The sequence below is a fragment of the Bacillus pumilus genome (assembly GCF_038738535.1).
Lineage (GTDB): Bacteria > Bacillota > Bacilli > Bacillales > Bacillaceae > Bacillus.
Map to the genome: position 1 here is coordinate 898,996 of NZ_CP046128.1, position 24,868 is coordinate 923,863.

21 protein-coding genes are annotated in these 24,868 nt (G+C 42.9%); 18 read left to right on the forward strand and 3 right to left on the reverse strand.

The genetic code is table 11. The features are described from left to right. The first annotated feature begins 16 nt into the window (after positions 1-16). Both GKC25_RS04355 and GKC25_RS04360 read left to right on the forward strand, forming a co-directional pair. A complete protein-coding gene (locus GKC25_RS04355; RefSeq protein WP_187704420.1) occupies positions 17-2,920 on the forward strand; it encodes a 5'-nucleotidase C-terminal domain-containing protein in 2,904 nt (967 codons plus the stop codon). Positions 2,921-2,966: 46 nt separating this feature from the next. Next, positions 2,967-3,533, forward strand: coding sequence for a class D sortase (locus GKC25_RS04360; RefSeq protein WP_034663759.1), 567 nt, complete (start codon positions 2,967-2,969; stop codon positions 3,531-3,533). 36 nt (positions 3,534-3,569) lie between these two features. On the opposite strand, the gene GKC25_RS04365 is transcribed toward GKC25_RS04360, so the two are convergent. Next, the gene (locus GKC25_RS04365; protein ID WP_034663754.1) at positions 3,570-4,478 is read right to left on the reverse strand and encodes an RluA family pseudouridine synthase; all 909 of its coding nucleotides are present in this window, start codon (positions 4,476-4,478) and stop codon (positions 3,570-3,572) included. A 109-nt stretch (positions 4,479-4,587) separates the two neighbouring features. Between GKC25_RS04365 and GKC25_RS04370 the strand changes: the two genes are divergently transcribed. The 15 genes from GKC25_RS04370 (at position 4,588) to GKC25_RS04440 (ending at position 22,336) form a co-directional block, all read left to right on the forward strand. Next, positions 4,588-4,938 (forward strand): DUF5365 family protein, encoded by a 351-nt coding sequence (locus GKC25_RS04370; protein ID WP_034663751.1) that lies wholly within the window; start codon positions 4,588-4,590, stop codon positions 4,936-4,938. Between the two features lie 310 nt (positions 4,939-5,248). Then, positions 5,249-5,914, forward strand: coding sequence for an HAD family hydrolase (locus tag GKC25_RS04375; RefSeq protein WP_003211898.1), 666 nt, complete (start codon positions 5,249-5,251; stop codon positions 5,912-5,914). Positions 5,915-5,929: 15 nt separating this feature from the next. Beyond that, a complete protein-coding gene (locus tag GKC25_RS04380; RefSeq protein ID WP_012009394.1) occupies positions 5,930-7,468 on the forward strand; it encodes a bifunctional GNAT family N-acetyltransferase/carbon-nitrogen hydrolase family protein in 1,539 nt (512 codons plus the stop codon). A gap of 185 nt (positions 7,469-7,653) precedes the next feature. After that, positions 7,654-8,070, forward strand: coding sequence for a VOC family protein (locus tag GKC25_RS04385; protein ID WP_034663748.1), 417 nt, complete (start codon positions 7,654-7,656; stop codon positions 8,068-8,070). A gap of 88 nt (positions 8,071-8,158) precedes the next feature. Then, the gene (locus GKC25_RS04390) at positions 8,159-9,076 is read left to right on the forward strand and encodes an AEC family transporter (RefSeq protein WP_187704421.1); all 918 of its coding nucleotides are present in this window, start codon (positions 8,159-8,161) and stop codon (positions 9,074-9,076) included. Between the two features lie 32 nt (positions 9,077-9,108). After that, positions 9,109-10,701, forward strand: coding sequence for a PucR family transcriptional regulator (locus tag GKC25_RS04395; protein ID WP_034663744.1), 1,593 nt, complete (start codon positions 9,109-9,111; stop codon positions 10,699-10,701). A 255-nt stretch (positions 10,702-10,956) separates the two neighbouring features. Next, on the forward strand, positions 10,957-12,297 hold the full coding sequence (locus GKC25_RS04400; RefSeq protein ID WP_034663741.1) for an aspartate aminotransferase family protein: 1,341 nt from the start codon (positions 10,957-10,959) through the stop codon (positions 12,295-12,297). A 165-nt stretch (positions 12,298-12,462) separates the two neighbouring features. Next, positions 12,463-13,020, forward strand: coding sequence for a glycerol-3-phosphate responsive antiterminator (locus GKC25_RS04405; protein WP_034663739.1), 558 nt, complete (start codon positions 12,463-12,465; stop codon positions 13,018-13,020). A 214-nt stretch (positions 13,021-13,234) separates the two neighbouring features. Continuing rightward, positions 13,235-14,050, forward strand: a complete 816-nt coding sequence (locus tag GKC25_RS04410) for an MIP/aquaporin family protein (protein ID WP_095284949.1) — start codon at positions 13,235-13,237, stop codon at positions 14,048-14,050. A 15-nt stretch (positions 14,051-14,065) separates the two neighbouring features. Continuing rightward, positions 14,066-15,562 carry a glycerol kinase GlpK gene (gene glpK, locus GKC25_RS04415; protein WP_060595850.1) on the forward strand — a complete coding sequence of 499 codons (1,497 nt, stop codon included), beginning with the start codon at positions 14,066-14,068 and terminating at the stop codon, positions 15,560-15,562. A gap of 139 nt (positions 15,563-15,701) precedes the next feature. Continuing rightward, positions 15,702-17,363, forward strand: a complete 1,662-nt coding sequence (glpD, locus tag GKC25_RS04420; RefSeq protein ID WP_095284950.1) for a glycerol-3-phosphate dehydrogenase — start codon at positions 15,702-15,704, stop codon at positions 17,361-17,363. A 152-nt stretch (positions 17,364-17,515) separates the two neighbouring features. Beyond that, positions 17,516-19,261 (forward strand): phospho-sugar mutase, encoded by a 1,746-nt coding sequence (locus GKC25_RS04425; protein ID WP_034663731.1) that lies wholly within the window; start codon positions 17,516-17,518, stop codon positions 19,259-19,261. A gap of 151 nt (positions 19,262-19,412) precedes the next feature. Continuing rightward, on the forward strand, positions 19,413-20,558 hold the full coding sequence (locus tag GKC25_RS04430) for a GAF domain-containing sensor histidine kinase (protein ID WP_034663730.1): 1,146 nt from the start codon (positions 19,413-19,415) through the stop codon (positions 20,556-20,558). Beyond that, on the forward strand, positions 20,555-21,205 hold the full coding sequence (locus GKC25_RS04435) for a response regulator (protein WP_034663727.1): 651 nt from the start codon (positions 20,555-20,557) through the stop codon (positions 21,203-21,205). Before GKC25_RS04430 ends, GKC25_RS04435 begins: the two co-directional genes overlap by 4 nt. A gap of 246 nt (positions 21,206-21,451) precedes the next feature. Next, positions 21,452-22,336, forward strand: a complete 885-nt coding sequence (locus GKC25_RS04440; RefSeq protein WP_034663907.1) for a GNAT family N-acetyltransferase — start codon at positions 21,452-21,454, stop codon at positions 22,334-22,336. A gap of 35 nt (positions 22,337-22,371) precedes the next feature. Here the strand turns inward: GKC25_RS04440 and GKC25_RS04445 are convergent, their stop codons facing one another. Beyond that, positions 22,372-22,620, reverse strand: coding sequence for a YhdB family protein (locus GKC25_RS04445; protein WP_024426598.1), 249 nt, complete (start codon positions 22,618-22,620; stop codon positions 22,372-22,374). Between the two features lie 128 nt (positions 22,621-22,748). On the opposite strand from GKC25_RS04445, the gene GKC25_RS04450 reads away from it, so the two are divergent. After that, positions 22,749-23,129 carry a YqzG/YhdC family protein gene (locus GKC25_RS04450; protein ID WP_095284951.1) on the forward strand — a complete coding sequence of 127 codons (381 nt, stop codon included), beginning with the start codon at positions 22,749-22,751 and terminating at the stop codon, positions 23,127-23,129. A gap of 239 nt (positions 23,130-23,368) precedes the next feature. On the opposite strand, the gene GKC25_RS04455 is transcribed toward GKC25_RS04450, so the two are convergent. Beyond that, positions 23,369-24,844, reverse strand: a complete 1,476-nt coding sequence (locus GKC25_RS04455) for a catalase (protein WP_034663722.1) — start codon at positions 24,842-24,844, stop codon at positions 23,369-23,371. Between the last annotated feature and the right edge of the window lie 24 nt (positions 24,845-24,868).

The window sequence follows — 24,868 nt, forward strand, 5'->3', positions numbered from 1 at the left end:
AAAGGGGAGAGGTCTAATGAAACGAATGCTATCTATTCGAATGATTTGTTGTTTGGTTTTGATGATCTTTAGTCTGCAATCCTTACTGCCTGGCATGATCACAGGAGGCGAGGTCAGTGCATCTGAAAAGAAGGAAATGGTGTGGAAGCAAAAAAAGATCGTGCAGATCAAAAAAGCCCGTCAGCTAATAGGAGAGACCGTGACGGTGAGCGGAATTGTGACAGCAGATCAATCCGCTGTAGGTAATGGGAAATTGTCCACATACATTCAAGACAAATCAGCTGGAATCAATATTTATTCAGCGCAGCCCAATAACTTCCCGGAACTAAAAGCAGGCATGAAGGTGACAGTGACTGGTAAGATCACGTCTTATAAAGGAATGATTGAAATTGTGCCAGATCAAGGCCGCCTGAAGATAGATGCTGTGAATCAAACCTTGCCAAAGGCGAAGCGAGTGTCCGTTAAACAACTAGAAACGGATCAAGCCGGTAAACATGAAGGAAGACTAGTGAAGATTAAAGGCTATGTTGAGGCAAAACCAGCGCAGCCGGCTGGCGGTGGATACAATGTGGTGATCATTGATAAAAAATACCACAGCACCATCCTGAGAGTGATAGTCGATACAAATGCTATTGATAAAGTAAAGACAGGGAAATGGTACGAGTTTACAGGGGTGTTAAGCAGGTATGATACGCTGCAGGTGCTTCCAAGACATAAGGATGATATCAAACTGCTGAAACGCCAGCCAAAGCCGCCAAAGATGAAGAAGGAATACACAGCAACGGTTGACCGTGTGGTGGATGGAGATACGATTCATCTAAAGAAGCCTGTTCTAGGTACAACAAAGGTGCGTTTTGTGAATATGGACACACCGGAAACATATCATCAGCCAAAAAATGAATTAGACCAAAACCAATTGCGTTTTGGACAGCAGGCGACTGACTATTTAAAAACACTTCTTTCAAGCGGTGATCAAGTCACATTAAAGATTGGTCCTGAAGCGAAGGACAGCTATGGACGTCTTTTAGCTCAAGTGAAAACCAAAAAAGGGCTAAATACAAATCTAGAGCTTGTGAAAAAAGGATATGCCCCTACTTACTTCATCTGGCCAGTTGGAGATGAAAAGGACTATCATACGTTTCAAAAAGCAGTAAAAGAAGCAAAAGAAAAAGGACAGGGCATATGGAACGAAGCGGACCCTCTGCTGGAACAGCCGTTTGAATTTAGAGCACGTGAGCAGAAAAAAGGACTGGCACGCTATGTCGGCGACTCAGCTGTAAAAACCTACGTCTCCCCTGACAACTGGAAAGAAATCGATGTGGAAAAACGGATCTTTTTTGCTTCCAAAGAAGAAGCAGAGCAGGCTGGCTATCAGCCGGCAAAGGATGCAAGCGAAGTACCATTAACGATTTTAAGTATGAATGATTTACACGGTAAAATTGATCAAGAATACGAGCTGGATCTCAAAGGTGATGGCAATAAAGGCATGTACGGCCGGATGGATTATGTCGCCGCCTATATGAAACAAAAACAAGCAGCGCACAAAAATACGATCACGGTCCATGCTGGAGATATGATTGGCGGGAGCTCTCCCATATCTTCTCTACTGCAAGATGAACCAACCGTTGAACTCATGGAGAACATTGGCTTTGATGTGGGCACGGTCGGCAACCATGAATTTGATGAAGGGGTAGACGAGCTATTGCGTATCTTAAATGGCGGAGAACATCCTAAAGGCACAAAGGGGTATGACGGACAGAACTTCCCGCTCGTTTGTGCGAACTGTGAATACAAGGATACAAGCAAACCGCTTTTACCGGCTTATGAAATCATCGATGTCGAAGGAATCCCAGTCGCATTTATCGGTGTTGTGACCAAGTCAGCCGCAGGAATGGTCATGCCAGAAGGGATTAAAGACATTCAGTTTACAGATGAAGTCAAAGCCGTGAATGAAGCCGCGAAGGAACTAAAACAAAAAGGGGTTAAAGCCATTGCGGTTTTAGCTCATATGACAGCCTCTCAAAATGGCGATACGATCACTGGAGAGAGTGCAAAGCTTGCCAAAGAAGGTGATGATGAAATTGACGTCATCTTTGCAGGGCATAATCACGAAGTGGTCAATGGAGAGGTCAATGGGAAATTAATTGTGCAAGCCTTTGAATATGGGAAGGCGATTGGCGAAGTCAATGTGACACTTGACCGCAAAACGAAGGATATCGTCAAAAAGAGTGCAAATATCCAGTATGTAGATCAAGCTGGTATAGAAAAGGACAAGGAAGCAGCAGACATCTTGGCTCATTACGGGAAAGAAGTGGAGCCGATTATTAGTGAGGTTGTTGGAGAAGCTGGGGTTAAAATGGAAGGCGGCTATTCAAATGATGGGGACACGCCGCTCGGTAATTTGATTGCGGATGGTATGAGATATTCAATGAAAAGTGACTTTGCCATGATGAATGGAGGGGGCATTAGGCAAAACCTTGAGAAAGGGCCGATAACGTGGGGAGATCTGTTTAATATTCAGCCATTCGGCAACGTTTTAGTCAAACTGGAGATCAAGGGGAAAGACTTGGTTGAAATCATAGAAGCTCAATTTTCTCCACAATTTGGACCAGATTATAGCATTTCAGGCTTTTCATATTCCTATGATCCGGTAACATATAAAGTAGTCGACTTGAAGCTGACGGATGGTTCAGCCGTAGCTTTCGATCAAACGTATACACTCACTGTGAATAACTTCATGGCAACTGCAACTGGCAGTAAATATGCACCAATAGGCAGGCTTGGTAAAAACCCTGAAACAGGTCCAGAAGACTTAGAAGCCACTGTCGATTTTGTCAAAAGCTTTGAGGGAGCTTCCATTGTGTATCAAAAAGAGGGGCGAATTCAAAAAGCAAAACAAGAAGAAAAAGCAGCAAGCTAAAGAGCGAATCATCTAAGAGAAATGTAACAGGCAAAGGAGTTTAAGCATGAAAAAGTGGCTTGCATTGACTGTGATGACAGCCGGGATTGTTCTGCTCGGCTGGGGAATTTGGCAAATCGCCTCTACTCATCTTCAAACAGCCCAATCATTAGACGAAGCGAAGAAGGCCGTAGCGGACGATCAAGGGATGTCCAAGAAGCAGTTTGCTCCAGAAGTGGGGAAAGCTTCTGGCATCCTGACGATTCCAAAATTAAAAGCAGACCTTCCCATTGTCGAAGGGACGGATGCGGATGACCTTGCAAAGGGAGTAGGACACTACAAAGGCAGTTATTATCCTGATCAGAATGGACAAATCGTCCTTTCCGGTCACCGTGACACGGTGTTTCGCCGGACAGGTGAACTGGATATTGGAGATCAGCTGAAAATCACTGTGCCGTATGGTGAATTTATATATGAAATCACACATACAAAAATTGTCGATCAGCATGATACATCCATTATTACGTTGCAGAATGAAAAGGAAGAGCTGGTGTTAACCACATGCTATCCTTTTCATTTTGTCGGCAATGCACCAGAGCGGTACATTATTTATGCAAAAAGAGCGTCTGTCTAAAGAAAAAGAGCCTGCGTATGAAAGCAGGCTCTTTTGTTAATGGATGATTTGACTCATGAGCTGGTCCATATCAGGTGGTAGAGGTGCTTCTATGATCAGATGCTCACCTGTAAAAGGGTGTTTCATGTCTACTTGCTTGGCATGAAGAGCACACCTGTTGATGTAATCTCGAACTCCGTCATATAATGTATCCCCAGCTAGTGGATGCCCGAGACTGCTAAGGTGGACACGAATTTGATGCGTTCTACCCGTCTCTAATTGCAGTTTAACGGCTGTCATTTGCAGACGTTTATTCATGTCCATGACCTGAAAATGAGTCACAGCTTTTTGTCCAGTAGGGGAGATTCTTCGTCTGACTGCATGGTGTTTGTCACGGCCGATCGCTGCATCAATGGTGCCTTTCTTTTTTTTGAAAAGCCCCTCTGCGATGGCGATGTATGTTCGGCTGATTGTTTTTTTAGAAAGCATTTGATCAAGAGCCGCATGGGCTAATCTATGCTTTGCAAAAATGACGGTGCCGCTTGTGTCTTGATCCAGCCTGTGGATATGTCTCACCCTCTTTTCTTCTCCATTTGCTTGAAAATGGAAGGCCACAAGGTTAGCCAGTGTGCCCGTTTGTCCTTGTTCATTCGGATGAGTTGGCCGTCCGGCAGGTTTTTGCACAATTAATAAATGCTCGTCCTCGAAGAGCACCTCTAATTCACCGTATTCCGGTGCCACATCACTTTCTTCTGTTTCAAATAAATCAATGATGATCTGATCGCCTTTACTGACTTTAGCCGCGTGATGGGCAGGCTTTTGATTTAAACGGACTTTTTGATGCTCCATCCAAAAATGAATAATTGATTTTGATGCAGATACGGCTGTCTTTAAAAAATGACTGAGTGATGTGTGATGATACTGCTCGTCTACTTTGAGTGAGAGCGTGTGCCCTTTTATGATCATGATATCCGTTCCTCTCTATGGGTATATATAGGAAACACTTACCTTGGCGAACGCCTTTTTTTCTGTGCTATTCTGAATGGAGAAATAACGACAGAGAGGTAGATGACACGTGAGATTAATGAAAGCTGCTACAGACCTGCAAGAGCAGGCAATTGAAGAAATATCAAAGGATGTTGAAGATCTTCTTTCTCATGCTGTCAATGGACAGCAGCGGGATATGCGTCAAAAAGATCGCTCCCTTACCTTTATTGATGGCGTATATAACGGGACGATGGATGATGCTTTTCGTATTTTATCGGGACTTCAGCTATTACATACCATTATTGTAAAACCGAAACGTCATATCACCAAACGTGATCGTGAGTTATTCGAGCGAAACCGTGAGCAGGTCAATGCCTGCGGCTTTTCTTTTCCTTTTGATCTAGACGATTTTGCCAGCCGTCACCTTCAAAATGCGTAAAAGATGGTGTGAACTTCCTTGTTAACTTACAAGGCCCTCGCACATACTATTTTTAAGGGAACGGAGAAACCTTTAAGATCTGTAATACCAAACCCGCTCTTTTTCAACATTGCCTATTTCTCCACGAATCGGAGCGCTTGGATCTCTTGCAGAATAAACCGAACACGGGTAGGAGCCTGACAAAATGGTGCAGGCTCCTTTTATACATAATCATTTTAGCAGACATTCATCTTTGAAAGTCAATTTTATTCACGATATGATAGCATGGAATATATGTTTAAGACTTTTGTAAAAAAAAGGAGTGGCCTCGTTGGTAAAGGCGATTATATTTGATTTTGACGGATTAATTTTAGATACAGAAACACATGAATATGAGGTTTTACAAGAAATGTTTGCGGAGCATGAGTCAGATCTGCCTCTTTCCGTATGGGGCAAGGTCATTGGCACGCAGGCAGGCTTTAAGCCATTTGAATATTTGGAAAAGCAGCTAGGGAAGACGCTGGATCATGAGACACTCACAGCAGATCGGCGTTCTCGTTTTCAAAAAAGAATGAAGGACGAATCAGCAAGACCTGGCGTAGAAGCTTATTTAGAAGCAGCAAAGGAGCTCGGGATCAAGATTGGACTTGCTTCCAGCTCAGACTATAAATGGGTGTCAGATCACCTAAAGCAGATTGGTCTTTTCGACTACTTTGAATGTATCCGCACGTCAGATGATGTGGAAGAAGTCAAACCAAATCCAGAGCTCTATTTGCAAACCGCACGCTGCTTAGGGGTAGAGCCAAAAGATTGCGTGGCATTTGAGGATTCTGTGAATGGATCAGTAGCTGCCAAACGGGCAGGAATGAAATGCGTCATCGTCCCAAACAAAGTGACGAGCACGCTGCAATTTGAAGAATATGATGTCAGATTAGAATCCATGGCTGAAATCGAATTGCTCCAGCTATTCCATCAGCTTGAAAAAGAGGATCAGTAAGGGGGCAAAAACATCATGGCAGAAAAACTAGACTTAACGCGGTTTGAAAAAAGAATGGTGATCCGTAATATCCGTGAAGAGGATATTGACCGAATCATTGCCTTGCAAGAGGTATGCTTTCCAGGCATGGACCCTTGGAAACGAGAGCATCTTGAAAGCCACCTTGAGCATTTCCCAGAAGGACAGTTTTGTGCTGAATTCGAGGGAGAAATCATTGGCTCTTGTTCAAGTTTATTAATTAACTTTGATGAATACGATGATCGCCACACGTGGCAGGACATTACAGATGATGGGTACATTACAAACCATAATCCAGATGGGATGAATATGTACGGAATCGAAGTCATGGTGAGTCCTGAGTACCGCCGCATGAAAATTGGACATCGTTTGTATGAAGCAAGAAAAGACTTAGCGAGAAGATTAAATTTAAAAAGCATCATCATTGGCGGACGCATTCCGAATTATCATAAATACCAAGAGGAAATGACGCCTCGCCAGTATGTGGAGCAGGTGATGCTTCACCAAATCTATGATCCCGTTTTATCTTTTCAGCTGTTAAATGAATTTAGTCTCATGCGGATCAATCCGAATTACCTGCCGGATGATAAAGCATCCAGCACATATGCGACGTTAATGGAATGGAACAATGTCGACTATCGCCCGCAATCGAAAAGATATTATAAATCGGCGTTCCCCGTTCGAATTTGTGTGATTCAATATGCAATGAAACAAATTCATTCCTTTGAGGAATTTATGAATCAGGTGGAGTATTATGTGGATGTCGCATCAGATGCATCAGCTGACTTTGCCGTATTCCCAGAAATTTTCACAACGCAGCTCATGTCTTATTTAGAAGAGCGTTCACCAAGTCTTGCCGTACAGCGGATTACGGAATATACCGAGGACTACATTAATTTGTTCACAGACCTTTCTGTGAAATATAACATTAATATCATCGGCGGTTCCCACTTTGTAGAAGAGGAAGGGAAAATCTACAATATCGCCTATTTATTTAGACGTGATGGAACGATTGAAAAGCAATATAAGCTTCACATCACGCCGAATGAAAGAAAATGGTGGGGGATTTCTGCTGGTGACCAGGTCCGGGTATTTGATACAGACTGCGGCAAAATTGCGATCCAAATTTGCTACGATATTGAATTTCCTGAGCTTGCACGGATCGCGGCTGACAAAGGAGCGAAAATTATTTTCACACCGTTCTGTACAGAAGACCGCCAAGGCTATTTAAGAGTACGTTACTGTGCACAGGCAAGAGCGGTCGAAAACCAGATTTATACCGTCATCTCGGGAACAGTTGGCAACCTTCCGCAAACCGAAAATATGGATGTTCAATATGCACAATCGGCTATATTTGCCCCATCAGACTTTGAATTTGCAAGAGATGGGATTGTAGGAGAGTGTAATCCAAACATTGAGATGGTCGTCGTAGGTGATGTCGATTTAGAAATTTTAAGAAGACAAAGGCAAGACGGGACCGTACGTCAGCTGAAAGACCGAAGAAGAGACGTGTACCATATTGAATATAAAAAATAAAGAAAGGAAGCGCCTATTGTTGAGGCGCTTCTTTTTGATGACATTTTTTTAAGAGACAATGTGGCGCCATGAGTGATCGCTAACCACTGCTAAAAAAGGGATAAGATTTTTCGACTGACAAAGGGATGCTGGAGCAAAAGCAGAATATACTGAAAGGAGATCATGTGTTCAAAAAGGAGAGGAATATGGGGCGACAATCTAAACATCTGTATATCAATTTGCCGGTAAAGCACGTGAAGGAATCTATCGCTTTTTTTGAGCAGCTGGGTTTTGACTTTGAGCAGCAGTTCACGAATGATCAGGCGGCCTGTTTGGTCATTGATGACACGATCACCGTCATGTTGTTATCTCTTAGGCATTTTCAATCCATCTCAGAGAAACAATTAGTGGATGCAAAAGAGGCATCAGAGATGATTATCTCTATTCGTGTCAATTCACGAGAAGAGGTCGATGAGCTTGTCGAGCAGGCAATGGCAGCAGGCGGTTCACCGTTTAAGGAGAAGCAGGATCATGAGTTCATGTATGGATGGAGCTTTCAGGATCTTGATGGTCATTTGTGGGAAGTGTTTTATATGGATGAGGAAAGAAGCGGCCTTTCATAAGGGTGCTTCTTTTTTATTGTTTATCAGTGGTATGATAATGAGGAAGCAGAAGGAATCTGGAATTCAACTAGAGAAAAGTAGGTGCAGCATGGAGTTTTTACTTGTCTTACTGCCAGTGTTCGGCATATTTCTGATTGGGTATATCGGGCAGAAGGCGATTGGTTTTGACATACATACGCTCTCATCAATGTCTTTATATTTAATGTCACCATTTCTTGCGTTTGAAACCTTTTATCAAAACAAAGTGTCGATGGACTATGTGTATTTATCCATTTTTGTTGTCGGGCTTTGTCTTGCACTTATTTTATGTGTCTTTATATTATCTCGTATGTATGGTTATTCGAATGAAACGTATTGTGCCATGATTCTGTCGTCAGCCTTTATGAACAATGGAAACTACGGCACGCCCGTTGTGCTGCTTGTCTTCGGAGCAGCAGGTTTGGATATTGCGATCGTATTGATGGTGCTGCAGCAGCTTGTCATGAGTACAATCGGTATGTATTATGCAGCAAAGGGCGGAGAGGATGCGGGAGATGGAAAGGTCGTGCTGAAAAAAGTGCTTCGTATGCCGGTTGCTTACGGGGCGCTCATCGGTCTATTATTTCAGCTGATTGACCTTTCATTACCTAAAGAGCTGATGACGGGTATTCAGCTTGTAGGGAATGCTGCCATACCGACGATTATGCTTATTTTAGGTATGCAGCTTGCCGTGATCTCTTTTAAGCAAGTGGATTATCGAAATATTTCTTATGCTGTATTGCTGAAGCTGTTTATCTCCCCACTCATCGCATTTGGCTTTACGGTTATTTTACCGGTAGATGATATGGTGAAACAAATTATGATCTTAGTGGCAGCCATGCCGACAGCAGCAAATACCACGCTGATGGCTGTACAATTTCGAACGAAGCCTGAGTTTGTCTCAAGCACGACATTTCTCAGTACAATCTTAAGTATCGTGACATTACCAGTTTTATTATGGATTTTATCCATGCACCCTCTGGGATAGGGGATAGGCGGCAAACAAAGGGGGACATATGAATGAATGTAGATGTTCATTTCCAAGTGAGTGACGTGTTGAAAACGAAGCATTTTGCGCATGCAAAAGTGTTAGCAGGGGAAAAAGGATTGTTTCGGCAGGTCAAATGGATCCATGTGTTAGAAGTGCCTGATGTAGAGGATTTGTTAAATGGAGGCGAGCTTATATTAACGACAGCCGCAGGCTTCCATGATCAACTGGATGTGTTTCAAGCGTTTTTACGGCAGCTGATTGATTCAGGGGCAGCCGGCTTGTGTATTGAATTTGTTCCGCTAAGATTCGATGTGCCGGAAGAATTGCTGACCTATGCAGAAGAAAGAGATTTTCCGCTTATTCTGTTTACAAAAGAAGTGAAGTTCGTCAACATCACGCAGCATCTTCATACGATGATGATCGAGCGTCAGTATCAAATGATGGCAGATTTAGAAGCACTATCATCAAAGCTGAATGAGCTTTTACTGACCCCGCATCCGCAGATGGATATTTTGGATCAAGTGTATCAGCACGTAAGGGGGATTCTTTTACTCCTCCCTGTTCAGGGCGAGCCGATTATTTTATGTGATTCTTCCAAACCAACCGAAGAACTGGTCATGAATTATTTGCAGTTTGCTTCCGTGCCAAAAGGATACGAAGTGACGCAAAAACAAGTGCTTGCACTCAAACAAACATTTGCAGATCTTGTGCTCATTCATCAAGCGGACACGCTCTCTGAATTTGAACTGCTCGTGATGGATAAAGGAGCGAATGCTCTAGCCCAGCAAACATTAAGAGAGCTTTATACAGAAGAGCTGAAGAAAACAAAAGAGAATGAATGGCTGCAAAAATGGTTCCAAGAAGAGCATACAGAACGAGAGATCATAGAGCACCTTGAAGAAACAGAAGGGTTGAAAAAGCCAACTGGCTGCGTAGTTTTGCTCTTTCAAAAGCATCATCAAATCGAAGAAATTGCAGGGAATCTTTACTTTCTCGTATCTTGCCGCTCCATTTTTCAGCGTGCGGGTTTCTATCTGATTGCATATGAGCATCAAGGACAAACCTTGTTTATTTTATTAAACACGAGAAAGAAAGAGGACTGGAAAGAGCGTGCAGAAAAGGCTGCAAACGACATCAAACAATTGTATGACCGGGAGCAGCCCCGAGGGGCCGAGATCAATTTTGGTATCGGGCAATATTGTGAACAGTTTCAGCACATGAGAAAAAGCTTTCAAGCAGCCAAAGAAGTACTGCATTTAAAAAAAGTGATGCCTCAGCGGGTGGAAAGTCCATTTTATCAAGATCTACATATGCTCCGTCTCATGCCTATGATGAAGGAAAGCGGTCTGCTTGAATGCATGGTGAAAGAGTATTTAGAGCCCGTGATTGTATACGATAATCAAAATAGCGGGAGACTCTATCAAACGCTGAATATCTTTTTACAGACAAACGGTTCTAAAAAAGAAACCGCAAGCCAGCTCTATATTGTCAGGCAAACCCTTTATCATAGACTGGATAAACTGCATGCCTTGCTTGGTGAGGATATGATGCAGGCGCCGAAACGCCAGGCACTTGAATTTGCGATTCTTGCTTATGAATTCCTGCAAGGAAATCGACGTTAGCGGAGTGTGTTCCATTTTGCCAAGGCATCAAGAAAAGTGTCTTATGGTTCTGTTCAATCAGTTGACGATCTGTCTAATGTAATCGGCCTGACCCCTTTTTTATAATGAAAGGAACGATTGGTTCTTTCTTACGGGCAGCCTAGTTCCGGTTTCATATGCTTCGCGTTTCATCCATATAATGAATGGAGAGGCAATATGCTATTGAACTGGTCTAAGCTTCTTTAATGATGAAAACGGATACATGGGGGCGGGAAGATGAAAATTCATGAGCAGGCGCAAAATCTTCAGACGAAAGATGATCAGTTGATCTGGCATCATATGAAAGGGACAAACAAGGAAAATGAAAGTATGGTCATTCACGAGGCAGAAGGCGCATGGGTGACAGATATTCATGGAAATCGCTATTTAGACGGGATGTCAGGCCTTTGGTGTGTAAATGCCGGATATGGCCGCAAAGAGCTTGCAGAAGCGGCGTATAAGCAATTAAAGACAATGCCTTACTATCCGCTTACACAAAGCCACGTGCCGGCGATTCAGCTGGCTGAAAAGCTAAATGAGTGGCTTGGCGGGGACTATGTCATCTTCTTTTCTAACAGCGGTTCTGAAGCCAATGAAGCCGCATTTAAAATTGTCAAACAATATCATGCGCAAAAAGGAGAGAGTACAAGGACAAAGTTCATCTCCCGGTACCGGTCGTATCACGGCAATACAGCAGCTGCTCTTGCCGCAACCGGTCAAGCGCAGCGTAAATATAAATATGAACCATTAGGTCAGGGCTTTATCCACGTTGCACCTCCTGATGTGTATCGTCATCCTGAAGACCAAGAGAATTTGGCGAGTGCTGCGGCGATTGATCAGGCTATGACGTGGGAACTAAGCGAGACCATTGCTGGGGTCATTATGGAGCCGATCATTACGGGCGGAGGTATCTTAATGCCGCCAAAAGGGTATTTGAAGAAGGTCAAAGACATCTGTGAAGCTCATGGGGCGCTTCTTATCGTAGATGAAGTCATCTGCGGCTTTGGCCGGACAGGGAAGCGGTTTGGTTTTATGCATGAGGAAGTAAAGCCGGATATTATCACCATGGCAAAAGGGATTACAAGCGGCTATTTACCGCTTTCTGCAACGTGCGTGAAACGAGAAATCTATGAAGCTTATGCAGGGGAAGATACGTATGACCGGCTGCGCCATGTGAATACATTTGGCGGTCACCCTGCGTCCTGTGCGGTGGCACTTGCCAACCTAGAGATTATGGAAAACGAGCAATTAGTGGAACGGTCAGATGCGCTGGGGCGAGATATGCTTGACCGTTTGCAAGAGTTAAAAGAGCACCCATTTGTCGGAGATGTCAGAGGAAAAGGCTTGCTGTTTGGCATTGAGCTTGTTCAGGATCAGCAGTCCAAAAAACCAGCTGAGCCACATGTTGTCGGTCAACTGATCGCAGAATGTAAAAAACGCGGGCTGATCATCGGGAAAAATGGTGATACAGTTGCCGGCTATAATAACGTTGCCCAGCTTGCACCGCCGCTTAATATCACAGATGATGACGCCTCATTTATCATCAATACCTTAAAAGAAAGCCTGGCACAGCTATAGCAGAGAGACTTCTCTGCTTTTTTCTATGGAATAAAAGCATGCTTTCCAGCATTGATGATGTGAGGTGAAATCGGTATTGGACACACTAGGTGTATTGAAAAATAGAAGAGTTTCTATTACTGTTAGGAGAAGACTGATCCAATACACTTTTGAAGGAGACGGCATATGAGTTTTCATGATCAACCTATTCTACCTGCTGTTCGCAATATGAAGCAATTTGAGGAATTTTTAAAAAGTCCATTTACATATGGTGTCTTACTTGATGTTCACTTAGGCCGGCTAAAGGGCATCATGAATGAGGCAAATGCTCATCACAAAAAAATGTTTGTCCATGTCGATCTCATTCACGGGATTAAACATGATGAGTATGGAACGGAATTTATTTGTCAGGAAATGAAGCCAGCAGGAATTATTTCTACTAGGTCTTCTGTCATAGTAAAAGCCAAGCAAAAAAAGGTATATGCCATTCAGCGAATGTTTTTACTTGATACGAGTGCCATGGAAAAAAGCATGGAGTTCGTCGGGAAACATCGTCCAGATTTTATTGAAGTGTTGCCGGGAGTCGTACCAGATTTAATTACAGAAGTGCGCGAGCGAGCTGGGATCCCAATATTTGCAGGTGGATTTATCCGTACAAAAGAAGATGTAGAAAGAGCGCTTGAAGCAGGGGCTACAGCTGTGACGACCTCGAATACCACCCTTTGGAAAGCGTTCCAAAAGTGAAGAAGAGAAAATGTGAATATTTATTGACAACGTTTTCATCCTCTGATACTATTGCACTAAGTTAATATCATGTGATGGAGAAACGGAGATCCACAACAGCGCTTTACTAGGTGACAAATGACCCTGATGTAAAGTATGTTTGTTGTGGATCTTTTTCTTTATCTTTTCTACACATTCATAGGGGATGGCAACTGAACCAGAGGAGGAATTTTTCATGACACCATTTTGGGGAGAAGTCGTAGGTACAATGCTGCTCATCATATTTGGAGGCGGTGTGTGTGCGGCAGTTAATTTAAAGAAATCGCTCGCATATCAATCCGGATGGATTGTAATCGCTTTCGGATGGGGATTTGCAGTGGCCATTGCAGCTTATGCAACGGGTGGAATCAGCGGAGCGCATTTAAATCCCGCACTAACAATTGGGCTTGCGCTAGAAGGAAGTTTTCCTTGGGCTGATGTTCCAATGTATATTGTTGGTCAAATGCTTGGCGCATTAATAGGGGCTATTATTGTCTTTTTACATTACTTACCGCACTGGAAAGCAACAGATGATCCAGGTGCAAAGCTAGGTGTATTCTCAACTGGTCCTGCGATTCCGCATACTTTTGCAAACGTACTTAGTGAAGTCATTGGTACATTTGTATTGGTTCTAGGAATCTTAGCGATTGGTGCAAATAAATTTGCAGACGGAGTCAATCCGCTGATTGTTGGTTTCTTAATTGTTGCAATTGGTCTTTCTTTAGGTGGAACAACTGGTTATGCAATTAACCCTGCACGTGATTTAGGTCCGAGAATTGCACATGCGATCCTGCCGATTCCAGGGAAAGGCCCATCGAATTGGAAGTATGCTTGGGTGCCAGTTATTGGTCCAATTTTAGGCGGCGCATTTGGCGGTGTTTTCTACAATGCAGCCTTTAAAGCGAACGTCACTCCAGCCTTTTGGATTGTAAGCGTTATTTTAGTTGTGGTATTGTTAGGACTCTATGTCTCTACGAAAAACCAAACAAATGCTGTAAATGAAAGTATGTAAGGGGAGGAAAACATCATGACAAAAGAAAAATATATTCTTGCATTAGATCAAGGGACAACAAGCTCAAGAGCGATCTTATTTGATCAAGAAGGCAAAATTGCACATACAGCTCAGAAGGAATTTAATCAATATTTTCCGAACCCAGGCTGGGTAGAACACAATGCAAATGAAATTTGGAGCTCTGTTCTATCGGTCATTTCAACTGCTTTAATTGAATCAGGAATTGAAGCAGATCAAATCGCTGGTATCGGAATTACGAACCAGCGTGAGACAGCTGTTGTTTGGGATAAACATACAGGCGCACCTATATACAATGCAATTGTTTGGCAGTCAAGACAAACGTCTGGCATTTGTGAAGATTTAAAAGCGCAAGGACACAATGAAACGTTTAGAAATAAAACAGGTCTTCTCATCGATGCTTATTTCTCAGGTACAAAGGTAAAATGGATTTTAGACAATGTAGAAGGTGCCCGTGAGAAAGCAGAAAATGGCGACTTACTGTTTGGCACAATCGATACTTGGCTTATTTGGAAGATGACAGGCGGTAAATCACACGTCACAGATTATTCCAATGCGTCAAGAACGTTAATGTTCAACATTTACGATCTGAAATGGGATGAAGAATTACTTGATATCCTTGGCGTACCTGCATCTATGCTTCCGGAGGTTAAACCATCTTCACACATTTATGGTGAAACAACAGACTATCACTTCTTCGGCAGAAATATTCCGATAGCAGGAGCGGCGGGAGATCAGCAGGCTGCTTTATTCGGTCAGGCTTGCTTTGAAGAAGGAATGGCGAAGAACACATATGGTACAGGATGTTTCATGTTGATGAATACAGGGGAAAAAGCCATTAAGTCGGATCATGGTTTATTAACGACGATTGCATGGGGCATTGACGGCAAAGTTGAATATGCTTTAGAAGGAAGTATTTTCGTTGCTGGCTCAGCGATTCAGTGGCTGCGTGACGGACTGAGAATGTTTAAAGACTCGAAAGACAGCGAAGCATATGCAGAGCGCGTTGAGTCAACAGAGGGCGTATATGTCGTTCCGGCATTCGTTGGTCTCGGCACACCATACTGGGATAGTGATGTCAGAGGCGCTGTTTTCGGGTTAACACGCGGTACTTCTAAAGAGCACTTTGTCCGAGCAACGTTAGAATCACTTGCTTATCAAACGAAAGATGTGTTAGATGCGATGGAAAAGGATTCAAACATTTCATTAAAAACATTGCGTGTTGATGGCGGAGCTGTGAAGAATGATTTCTTAATGGGCTTCCAAAGTGATCTGTTGGATGTGCCTGTAGAGCGTCCAGAAATTAATGAAACGACGGCACTCGGTGCGGCCTATCTTGCGGGAATAGCAGTTGGCTTCTGGAACGACCGTTCAGACATTGCAAAACAATGGAACCTTGACAAGCGCTTTGACCCTAAGATGGAAGAGGACAGCCGTGACTCGTTATACAGCGGGTGGAAAAAGGCTGTAAAAGCAGCTCAAGCTTTCAAATAAACCAAAAGTATGGTATACTTCAAGTAAGTTAATAGAACGGTTGGAGAACTGGAGAGACCGCAGGCACCGAAGTGTAGAAATACGCTTTGGGTGTTTGCGGTCTCTTTTTCTTTACCGTACAACATGGGAGGAACAAGAGATGACTTTTTCTAGCTTAGAAAGGGAACAAATGCTGCAGGAAATGACAAAAAAACCATATGATGTGTTTATCATTGGCGGGGGTATTACAGGCGCTGGTACAGCACTTGATGCGGCTTCACGCGGGATGCGCGTTGGTCTTGCAGAAATGCAGGATTTCGCAGCAGGTACGTCTAGCCGCTCAACGAAACTAGTGCACGGTGGACTTCGTTATTTAAAACAATTCGAAGTGAAGATGGTCGCAGAGGTCGGTAAAGAGCGTGCCATTGTATACGAAAACGGTCCTCATGTGACAACACCAGAATGGATGCTTCTACCGATGCATAAAGGCGGGACATTCGGTAAGTTTTCAACATCCATTGGGCTTAGAGTGTATGACTTTTTAGCTGGTGTCAAGCATAGCGAGCGTAGAAGCATGCTAAGTGCGAAGGAAACACTTGCAAAAGAACCGCTTGTGAAAAAGGACGGCTTAAAAGGCGGCGGCTACTATGTTGAATACCGTACAGATGATGCACGCCTGACAATCGAAGTCATGAAAGAAGCTGTGAAATTCGGGGCAGAAGCGGTCAACTATGCGAAAGTAAAAGAATTTATTTATGATAAAGGCAAAGTTGTCGGTGTTGTCATTGAAGATGTCATGACGCAGAAAACCTACGATGTATATGCGAAGAAAATCGTCAATGCGACAGGTCCATGGGTCGATCAGCTAAGAGACAAGGATCACTCAAAAGAAGGGAAGCACTTACAGCATACAAAAGGTATTCACTTAGTATTCGACCAATCAGTCTTCCCATTAAAACAAGCGATCTACTTTGACACACCTGATAAACGTATGGTCTTTGCGATTCCAAGAGAAGGCAAAACGTATGTAGGAACAACAGATACAGTGTACAAAAAGCAGCTGGAGCATCCGCGTATGACAAAAGCAGATCGTGATTATGTCATCAAAGCGATTCAATACATGTTCCCTGATCTCAATATTACAGAAAAAGATGTTGAATCTAACTGGGCTGGTCTTCGTCCACTCATTCATGAAGAGGGCAAAGACCCTTCAGAAATTTCTCGTAAGGATGAAGTATGGACATCATCTTCAGGCTTAATCACTATTGCTGGCGGTAAATTAACAGGCTACCGCAAAATGGCTGAGCACATTGTGAATCTCGTACGTGATGGACTGAAAGAAGAAACGGGCAAAGACTTCGGGCCATGTAAAACAAAGCATATGCCAATTTCAGGCGGTCATGTAGGCGGGTCTAAAAATATGGCATCCTTTGTCCAAGCGAAAACAGCAGAAGGAGTATCTGTTGGTTTAACAGAACCGATTGCTCAAAAACTCGCTGAAAAATATGGCTCAAACGTCAGCAGTCTCTTCAAGCGTGTAGAGCAGCTTCAAGGTGAAGCGAACAAACGAAACATTCCAGCGTATGTACTGGCAGAGCTTGTCTATGCAATCGAAGAAGAATTAGCTGTTACCCCTGTTGATTTCTTCTTAAGAAGAACAGGAAGCCTATTATTTAATATCAACTGGGCGAAAAAATATGCACAGCCTGTCGTTGACTATATGGCAGAGCGTTTTGGCTGGGATGAAGCAGCAAAACAGAAACATCAAACACAATTAGATCAACTATTCCATGAAGCAGTTGTACCACTTGATGCTGAATAAAAGAAGAGCCGATCAAAGCCGATCATGTATCGGCTTTTTTATTTGTTCAGCATTTTCTTCATCTGCCAATGATATAGCATGACATAAAGGATGATTCCATATAAAATAACAGTAGATGTATTTTATTGATGATAAGAGCTGGGAGGACGACCATGAGTTGGAAGACGAATTATGAGCGATGGATCAATGAGAAGCACCTGGATGCTGAGCTAAGGGAATGGCTGGAGGCACATCAAGATGATCAACAAGCACTTGAAGACTGTTTCTACAAAAACCTTGAGTTCGGCACTGGAGGAATGCGCGGGGAGATTGGTGCCGGCACGAACCGAATGAATGTGTACACGGTTCGTAAAGCATCTGCAGGCCTTGCTGCGTATATTGCGAAACATGGAGAGGATGCAAAAACAAGAGGCGTCGCCATTGCATATGATTCACGCCATAAATCGCCTGAATTTGCAATGGAAGCAGCCAAAACACTTGCTTCACAGGGCATTCAAACGTACGTATTTAATGAACTGCGTCCAACACCAGAGCTCTCCTTTGCTGTTCGAGAGCTGAATGCATTTGCTGGGATTGTCGTAACAGCAAGTCATAACCCACCAGAATATAATGGCTATAAAGTATATGGAGAAGACGGCGGGCAGCTGCCTCCACTTCAAGCAGATCAAGTCATTCAAGAAGTAGATGCAATAGAAAATGAATTGTCGATTTCAGTTGATTCAGAAGAAATGTTAAAACAACAAGGGCTGATCAACATGATCGGAGCAGAAATCGATCATGCTTATATTGAAAAATTAAAAACCATCAGTGTGCACCCTGAGCTGGCAGGTGAGGTCGATGTCAAAGTCGTTTTTACCCCGCTTCATGGTACGGCCAACCAGCCTGTCCGAAAAGGGCTTCAGGCTCTAGGCTATCAGCATGTGACTGTTGTGCCTGAACAGGAAAAACCAGATCCGCAATTTTCAACAGTGACATCGCCAAATCCAGAGGAGCATGCAGCATTTGAGTATGCCATCAAGCTTGGCGAAAAGCAAAATGCTGATATCCTCATTGCAACAGACCCAGATGCGGATAGGTTAGGTATTGCGGTCAGAGATCATAATGGAGAGTTTACCGTCTTAACAGGCAACCAAACAGGAGCCCTGCTGCTCCATTATTTATTGTCTGAAAAACAAAAGCTTGGTCAGCTGCCGCCTCGTCCCGTTGTGATGAAAACCATTGTCACAAGTGAGCTTGGGCGTGCTGTTGCTTCAGCATTTGGTGCCCATACGATTGACACGCTTACTGGTTTTAAATTTATCGGAGAAAAAATCAAGCAATTCGAAGAGAGCGGAGAATACACGTTTCAATTCGGGTACGAAGAAAGCTATGGCTATTTGATCGGTGACTTTGCCCGAGATAAAGATGCGGTGCAGGCTGCGCTGTTAGCTGTCGAAGTCGCTGCTTTCTATAAAAAACAAGGCAAGTCCTTGTACGACGCGCTTGTCGATATGTTCAAGGAGTTTGGATTTTACCGGGAAGGGTTAAAGTCGTTAACCTTAAAAGGAAAAGAAGGAGCAGAGCAAATTTCAGCGATCCTTCATACCTTTAGAACAAATCCGCCAGCAGCCATCGCGGGTCAGCGCATCACTGTCATCGAGGATTACCAATCAAGTCAAAGACACCTCGTTGCCGAAAAGAAAGAAGAAACCATTCACCTGCCCGCTTCAAACGTGCTGAAATATTTCCTTGAGGATGGCTCGTGGTTCTGCTTAAGACCTTCCGGCACTGAGCCTAAAGTGAAATTTTATATTGCAGTCAAAGGTACATCTTTAACAGATAGCGAAGAAAAGCTGAAGCATCTGTCAAAAGAAGTGATGAAAGTCGTTTATGAGATTGTGGAAGAAACGGCTAAATAAACAAACAAGGCCATCGTGTGAATGCATGATGGCTTTTTCTCAGTCAAAAGGATGAGAAAAAATCATCCTTTTAGAGAAAGAGCCGGCAGAATGCTCATGGTATAATGAGCGTAATGAAAAGAGAAGGCAGCAAATGCCGGGGGTAAACAGTATGGGAGAATACCAAGAGAAGGTTGAAACATTAAAAACGTTAAAAGAAATTGCTGAAAAGCTAAATGAAGGCATGGAAATGAAAGATACGCTTCATGAAGTGCTCCATATGCTGATGGATATCACAGGCTTTCATTCAGCATGGATTTATTTTATAGAAAAAGACGGCTCGTATGAACTGATGGCAGAGGTCTCCTTACCCGAAGCGCTGGCAAAGCATCAAAAGCAGCTGATGTGTCAAAACGATTGCTATTGCATCAATCGATACACAAAGGGCTCACTGCAATCAGCCACCAACATTATTAACTGTAAACGGATCGAAACGGCGATTGAGCAAAAGCTTGGGGATACAGAAGGGATTACGCATCATGCGACCGTTCCTCTCAAAGCGTGTAAGCGTACGTTTGGGTTATTAAATGTGGCGGCAAAAGGAAAAGTCACATTTAACCAGGAAGAACTGAATTTGCTTGAAAGCATTGCGCTTCAAATTGGTACCGCCATTCAACGGATGAAGCTTGTGCAAAACGAACATCAGCATGCTCTTTTGGAAGAAAGAAACCGGCTTGCACAGGACTTACATGATTCCGTCAACCAGATGCTATTTTCAGTCAGTCTGACTGCTAAAGCTGCCCGTCAAATGACTAATGATCAGAATCTAGGGGAAATGATTGATTTTATTCAGCATTTGTCACAAGATGCACTGGTTGAAATGCGGTCACTCATTTGGCAGCTAAGACCAAGAGGACTTGAAAAAGGATTCACAACAGGGATTCAAGACTATGCAAAGCTTTTAGGATTACGCTGTACATTATCGTTATCCGGCTGTATGGAGATGGATCATTCGCAGCATGAAACGTTGTTTCGGGTATGCCAAGAAGCGCTGAATAATTGTCAAAAACATGCGGAAGTAGAGGAAGTCAAGGTCCAGCTTGAACAATCAAAAGACACGTTTGAGATGAAAATCATTGACCGCGGAAAAGGGTTTCAGTATGACGAGCAAATGAGCCTCCCTTCACTTGGTCTGAAAGGCATGTCTGACCGTATCAAAAGAGCTGGTGGAACATTTTGTATAGAGTCTGAGCTCGGTAAAGGAACCACCATTCAAGTGAAGGTGCCATTTTCTCAAGAAAGGAAGGGGTCGTCATGAGAGTCGTGATTGCAGATGATCATCATATTGTGAGAAAAGGGCTTGTGTTTTTCTTGCAGACACAGCCTGACGTCGAAATCGTTGGTGAGGCTTCTAATGGAGAAGAAGCATTAGAAGTTGTCAGACAAATGCGGCCTGACATTGTTCTAATGGATCTATCGATGCCTGTGATGAATGGTATTGAAGCCACGAAACAAATGATGCTTGAAATGCCCGATACCCGCATTGTGATTCTGACAAGCTATGCGGATAAAGATTATGTTATTCCCGCTATTCAAGCAGGGGCAAAAGCCTATCAGCTCAAGGATGTAGCGCCAGAAAAACTCCTTACGACAATGATTGACGTACAAAAGGGCACCTATCAATTAGATGCTCATATCACCAACTTTCTTGTGCAGCATTTGACCGAGCCAAAAGGGCAAAAATGGAAGTTAATGAAAGAGCTGACCAATAGAGAGCGAGATGTCTTATTCGAAATTGCAAAGGGGAAAAGCAATAAAGAAATTGCCTCATCACTGTTTATTTCTGAAAAGACTGTCAAAACACACGTATCTCATGTATTATCAAAACTAGAGCTGGCAGATCGTACACAAGCGGCTCTGTATGCAGTGGATTATCAAAAAAATCAGCCGAAAGAGCTGCTATGACAGAAGGGAATTTAGTCGTTATGCTAAAACTTTTAAGCGCACATTCAATTCAATGAATTGAATAAAAAAGAGCACAGATGTTGGTTTATTTGACGTGCCCTTTTGCGTGAAAAGAAGCATGTCCAGTCTAATTTCTAAGAATGAAACGATAAAAGGCTTGATGAGTATATGCTCATCAAGTCTTTTTTTATTTTGAGGGAGGTGATGAACCGGCTGAAAGGTGAATTTAAAAAAGGAGGGCACAAAGTGGAGACATATGAATTAGTGAATGGTTATCGCCATGATGACAAATTGAAAGAAAGCTTTAATGCGTTAGCGATCAATACATTTGATTTGGATTTTAGTGACTGGTATAAAAGAGGGTACTGGGATGAAAAATATATTCCTTATTCCTTTGTCCATCACGGGAAAGTGATCTCAAACGCTTCCGTCTACCTCATGTCACTGATCATTGATGGCCAAACGTATCGAGCTGTTCAAATTGGCACGGTGATGACGGATCAAGCCTACCGCCATAAAGGATTAGCGACAAAGTTAATGCAGCATATTATGGATACGTACGAAAATGACTATGATATGATTTTTCTTTTTGCCAATGACACTGTACTGGATTTTTATCCAAGATTCGGCTTTACCCGTTACCACGAAAGCGAATTTAGTCTAAATATCGGCAAAAGCGCCATTCAAATGAAAAAGGACATGCGCAAAAAGCAGCTGACGTTGGAACATGACTTGCCATTACTTGAACAGTTCGCAGAAAAACGTCAAACGGGCTCAATGAAATTAGATGCTGAGGACCATGGCAGCTTATTGATGTTTTATTTTACATTCGTTTGGCCGGATGCCATTTTCTATATTGAAGCGTTGGATACCATTGTCCTGATGAATGAAGAAAATGAAACCATACATGTCTTTGATATCATTTCTCTCCAGCCGCAAAATATAGAGGAAGTTGTTGCACATATTGTGAATGAAACGACGGAAAAAGTGATATTCTATTTTACACCTGATACGTCAATTGACGGCTTACATGTGGTTATGGCGCCAAATGACGAGGATGCGCTGTTTATTTATACAAAAAAAGAATGGGTAAAAGACCACTTTATGCTTCCAATCACTGCGCACTGCTAAGTGTATGTAAAAAGGCTGATAATCAGCCTTTTTCTTTATGTGTACATCGGTTGTGAATAAACTTCAGAAGCAGCAGCCTCTGAAGCATGGTCAATGTACTGCAGGAGCCCATATAAACATTTTTCAACATCAGCATCGTTCCGGTTAAATTGATACGCGTGTAAGAAATGCTCAATACGTTTCGAGAGCAAGTCATCTTGCGTACGTACCATAAGAATAAGTAAATTATCCCATTGCGAGCGATGCGTATAATAAAGTGCTTTATCATAATCCGCCACATTCATCAAACCTTCTCCTTTCCCTTGAGAAGTCCTCATTAGTTTGCTCGGAACATATCGACATTTTCAGGGGAAAAGTTGGTGTCCGCATTAATCATGTACCGGGAATTTTAGGCTGAATAAATGCTTCATGTATGAAAAAGGATCGACCAGCAAAACATAAACAAAATATACATGAAAGTGAGATCAATGATATTATGCAGCCGAAATGGTGGATGCCTTTTGCAGCAGGAATGGTTTTGTATGGCATTTTCATGATCTATCCTGCAACAAATGCAGCGATGCAGCCTGAAAATTGGGAAAGACTTGCGTACACAGCGTTGCAAGAGGAATATGAAGGCGCCGCTTTAAACGATTATCAATATATTGGGCGTACACAAGTAAATGAAGATCAGACAAAAGATGTGTTTCGTGTCACCGTGAAGGAAGGTTCAACGCTTTTTGCCGCACATGCAGAAATCTATTTTCACCCGGTGACCGGTCATTTGATTAGTATTAACGTATTCCGGCTATAAAAAAAGCACCTCTAATAAAGAGGTGCTCCAGCGTGTAGACAAACCCTCGCATTCGGTGTCAGTCCTGCATGCCGGTGCTCACGAATGTCAAATTTGCTCCGCGCCAGTACTCGTCCTTCCTAGACTGCAAAGGTTTTCTATCACGCTGAAAAGAAGACAAAGGGTTAAAATAAAGATCATTTTAACCCTTTGTCAACAATATCAGCCCCACTTTATGAAGAGGGCTCATTACGGATCAATTATTTCATGCTTCCTTGAAGGTATGAGCGAATATCCACACCAAGTGAATCGGCTAATCGTTGTCCGTAGTCTTCATCTGCACGATAGAAGTTGCAGATCGCAAGTAATTTTGTTTTGTCATTTACATCTTTCAGGTCAGCTGTTAGGTTTTTGATCAATGCTTGCTTCTCTTCTTCAGAGTAGCTTCGATATTTTTCCCCAGCTTGTTTGAAATCGTTCGGTTTTTCAATTTTTTGTCTCACCATACGGTCACCGTGAAGAACTTGCTCACTTTCTTTGTAGTGAGGATTTTCTTTTGGCTGATCATCGTAACGGTTTGGTTCATAGTTAATATGACCGCTTGGACGAGTCGTTGTCATAAAGCCATCCTGCTGATTATTGTGTACTGGTGCATAAGGACAGTTCACCGGAATGCGCATGTAGTTTGCACCAAGACGATGACGCTGCGTATCAGGATATGAGAACAGACGGCCTTGAAGCAGTTTATCTTCAGATGCTTCGATTCCTGGAACAAGTGCACTTGGCGTGAAAGCAGATTGCTCTGTTTCAGCAAAGAAGTTCTCAGGATTGCGGTTGAGTGTCATGCGTCCTACTTTTTGAAGCGGATAATCTTCCTCGCTCCATGTCTTTGTTGGATCACATGGATCATAGTCAAGGTCATCATAATCGCTAAGCGGCATCAGCTGGACATATAAGTCCCATGCTGGGTAATGGCCATTTTCAATGCGGTCATACAAGTCTCTTGTCGCATGCTGGAAATCATTCGCTTGGATTTCTGCTGCTTCTTCCATAGATAAATTGCGAATACCTTCTGAAGGTCTCCAGTGATATTTCACATATTTTGTTTCTCCATATTTGTTGACCCATCTAAATGTATGCACACCAGAACCGCGCATTTCAGCGTAACTCGCAGGGATTCCTTCATCAGAGAAGAGCCATGTGAGCATATGAGTGGATTCAGGTGTTAAGGTCATAAAATCCCAATAACGGTCAGGATCTTGGATATTGGTTACAGGATCTGGCTTGAGAGAGTGAACCATATCAGGGAATTTCAATGCATCACGTATAAAGAAGATCGGCAAGTTGTTACCAACTAGATCATAGTTACCTTCTTCTGTGTAAAATTTGACAGCAAAGCCGCGCGGGTCGCGCAATGTTTCAGGTGAACCTTTAGGATGAATAACTGTTGAGAAGCGAACAAAAACGTCTGTCTGTTTTCCTTCTTCACTTAAGAAGGCAGCTTTCGTATGTTTCTCCATGCTGTTTTCAACTTCAAACACACCATAAGCGCCGGCGCCTCTTGCATGAACGACACGCTCTGGAATACGTTCACGATCGAAGTGTGCAAGTTTTTCAATCAAATGGTAATCATCAAGAAATGTAGGTCCGCGGTGACCAGCTGTTCTTGAGTTTTGGTTATCGCCAACAGGCACGCCTTGATTCGTTGTCAAATTTTTATGATTTGAATTTGTCATTCTTTTCTCCTCCTGTAAACAAAA

Bases quoted from the DNA above. Each gene is read 5' to 3' on its own strand.
- GKC25_RS04355 (WP_187704420.1), top strand. From the start codon at position 17: ATGAAACGAATGCTATCTATTCGAATGATTTGTTGTTTGGTTTTGATG.
- GKC25_RS04360 (WP_034663759.1), top strand. From the start codon at position 2,967: ATGAAAAAGTGGCTTGCATTGACTGTGATGACAGCCGGGATTGTTCTG.
- GKC25_RS04365 (WP_034663754.1), bottom strand. From the start codon at position 4,478: ATGATCATAAAAGGGCACACGCTCTCACTCAAAGTAGACGAGCAGTAT.
- GKC25_RS04380 (WP_012009394.1), top strand. From the start codon at position 5,930: ATGGCAGAAAAACTAGACTTAACGCGGTTTGAAAAAAGAATGGTGATC.
- GKC25_RS04385 (WP_034663748.1), top strand. From the start codon at position 7,654: ATGGGGCGACAATCTAAACATCTGTATATCAATTTGCCGGTAAAGCAC.
- GKC25_RS04390 (WP_187704421.1), top strand. From the start codon at position 8,159: ATGGAGTTTTTACTTGTCTTACTGCCAGTGTTCGGCATATTTCTGATT.
- GKC25_RS04395 (WP_034663744.1), top strand. From the start codon at position 9,109: ATGAATGTAGATGTTCATTTCCAAGTGAGTGACGTGTTGAAAACGAAG.
- GKC25_RS04400 (WP_034663741.1), top strand. From the start codon at position 10,957: ATGAAAATTCATGAGCAGGCGCAAAATCTTCAGACGAAAGATGATCAG.
- GKC25_RS04405 (WP_034663739.1), top strand. From the start codon at position 12,463: ATGAGTTTTCATGATCAACCTATTCTACCTGCTGTTCGCAATATGAAG.
- GKC25_RS04410 (WP_095284949.1), top strand. From the start codon at position 13,235: ATGACACCATTTTGGGGAGAAGTCGTAGGTACAATGCTGCTCATCATA.
- glpK (WP_060595850.1), top strand. From the start codon at position 14,066: ATGACAAAAGAAAAATATATTCTTGCATTAGATCAAGGGACAACAAGC.
- glpD (WP_095284950.1), top strand. From the start codon at position 15,702: ATGACTTTTTCTAGCTTAGAAAGGGAACAAATGCTGCAGGAAATGACA.
- GKC25_RS04425 (WP_034663731.1), top strand. From the start codon at position 17,516: ATGAGTTGGAAGACGAATTATGAGCGATGGATCAATGAGAAGCACCTG.
- GKC25_RS04430 (WP_034663730.1), top strand. From the start codon at position 19,413: ATGGGAGAATACCAAGAGAAGGTTGAAACATTAAAAACGTTAAAAGAA.
- GKC25_RS04435 (WP_034663727.1), top strand. From the start codon at position 20,555: ATGAGAGTCGTGATTGCAGATGATCATCATATTGTGAGAAAAGGGCTT.
- GKC25_RS04445 (WP_024426598.1), bottom strand. From the start codon at position 22,620: ATGAATGTGGCGGATTATGATAAAGCACTTTATTATACGCATCGCTCG.
- GKC25_RS04450 (WP_095284951.1), top strand. From the start codon at position 22,749: ATGAAAAAGGATCGACCAGCAAAACATAAACAAAATATACATGAAAGT.
- GKC25_RS04455 (WP_034663722.1), bottom strand. From the start codon at position 24,844: ATGACAAATTCAAATCATAAAAATTTGACAACGAATCAAGGCGTGCCT.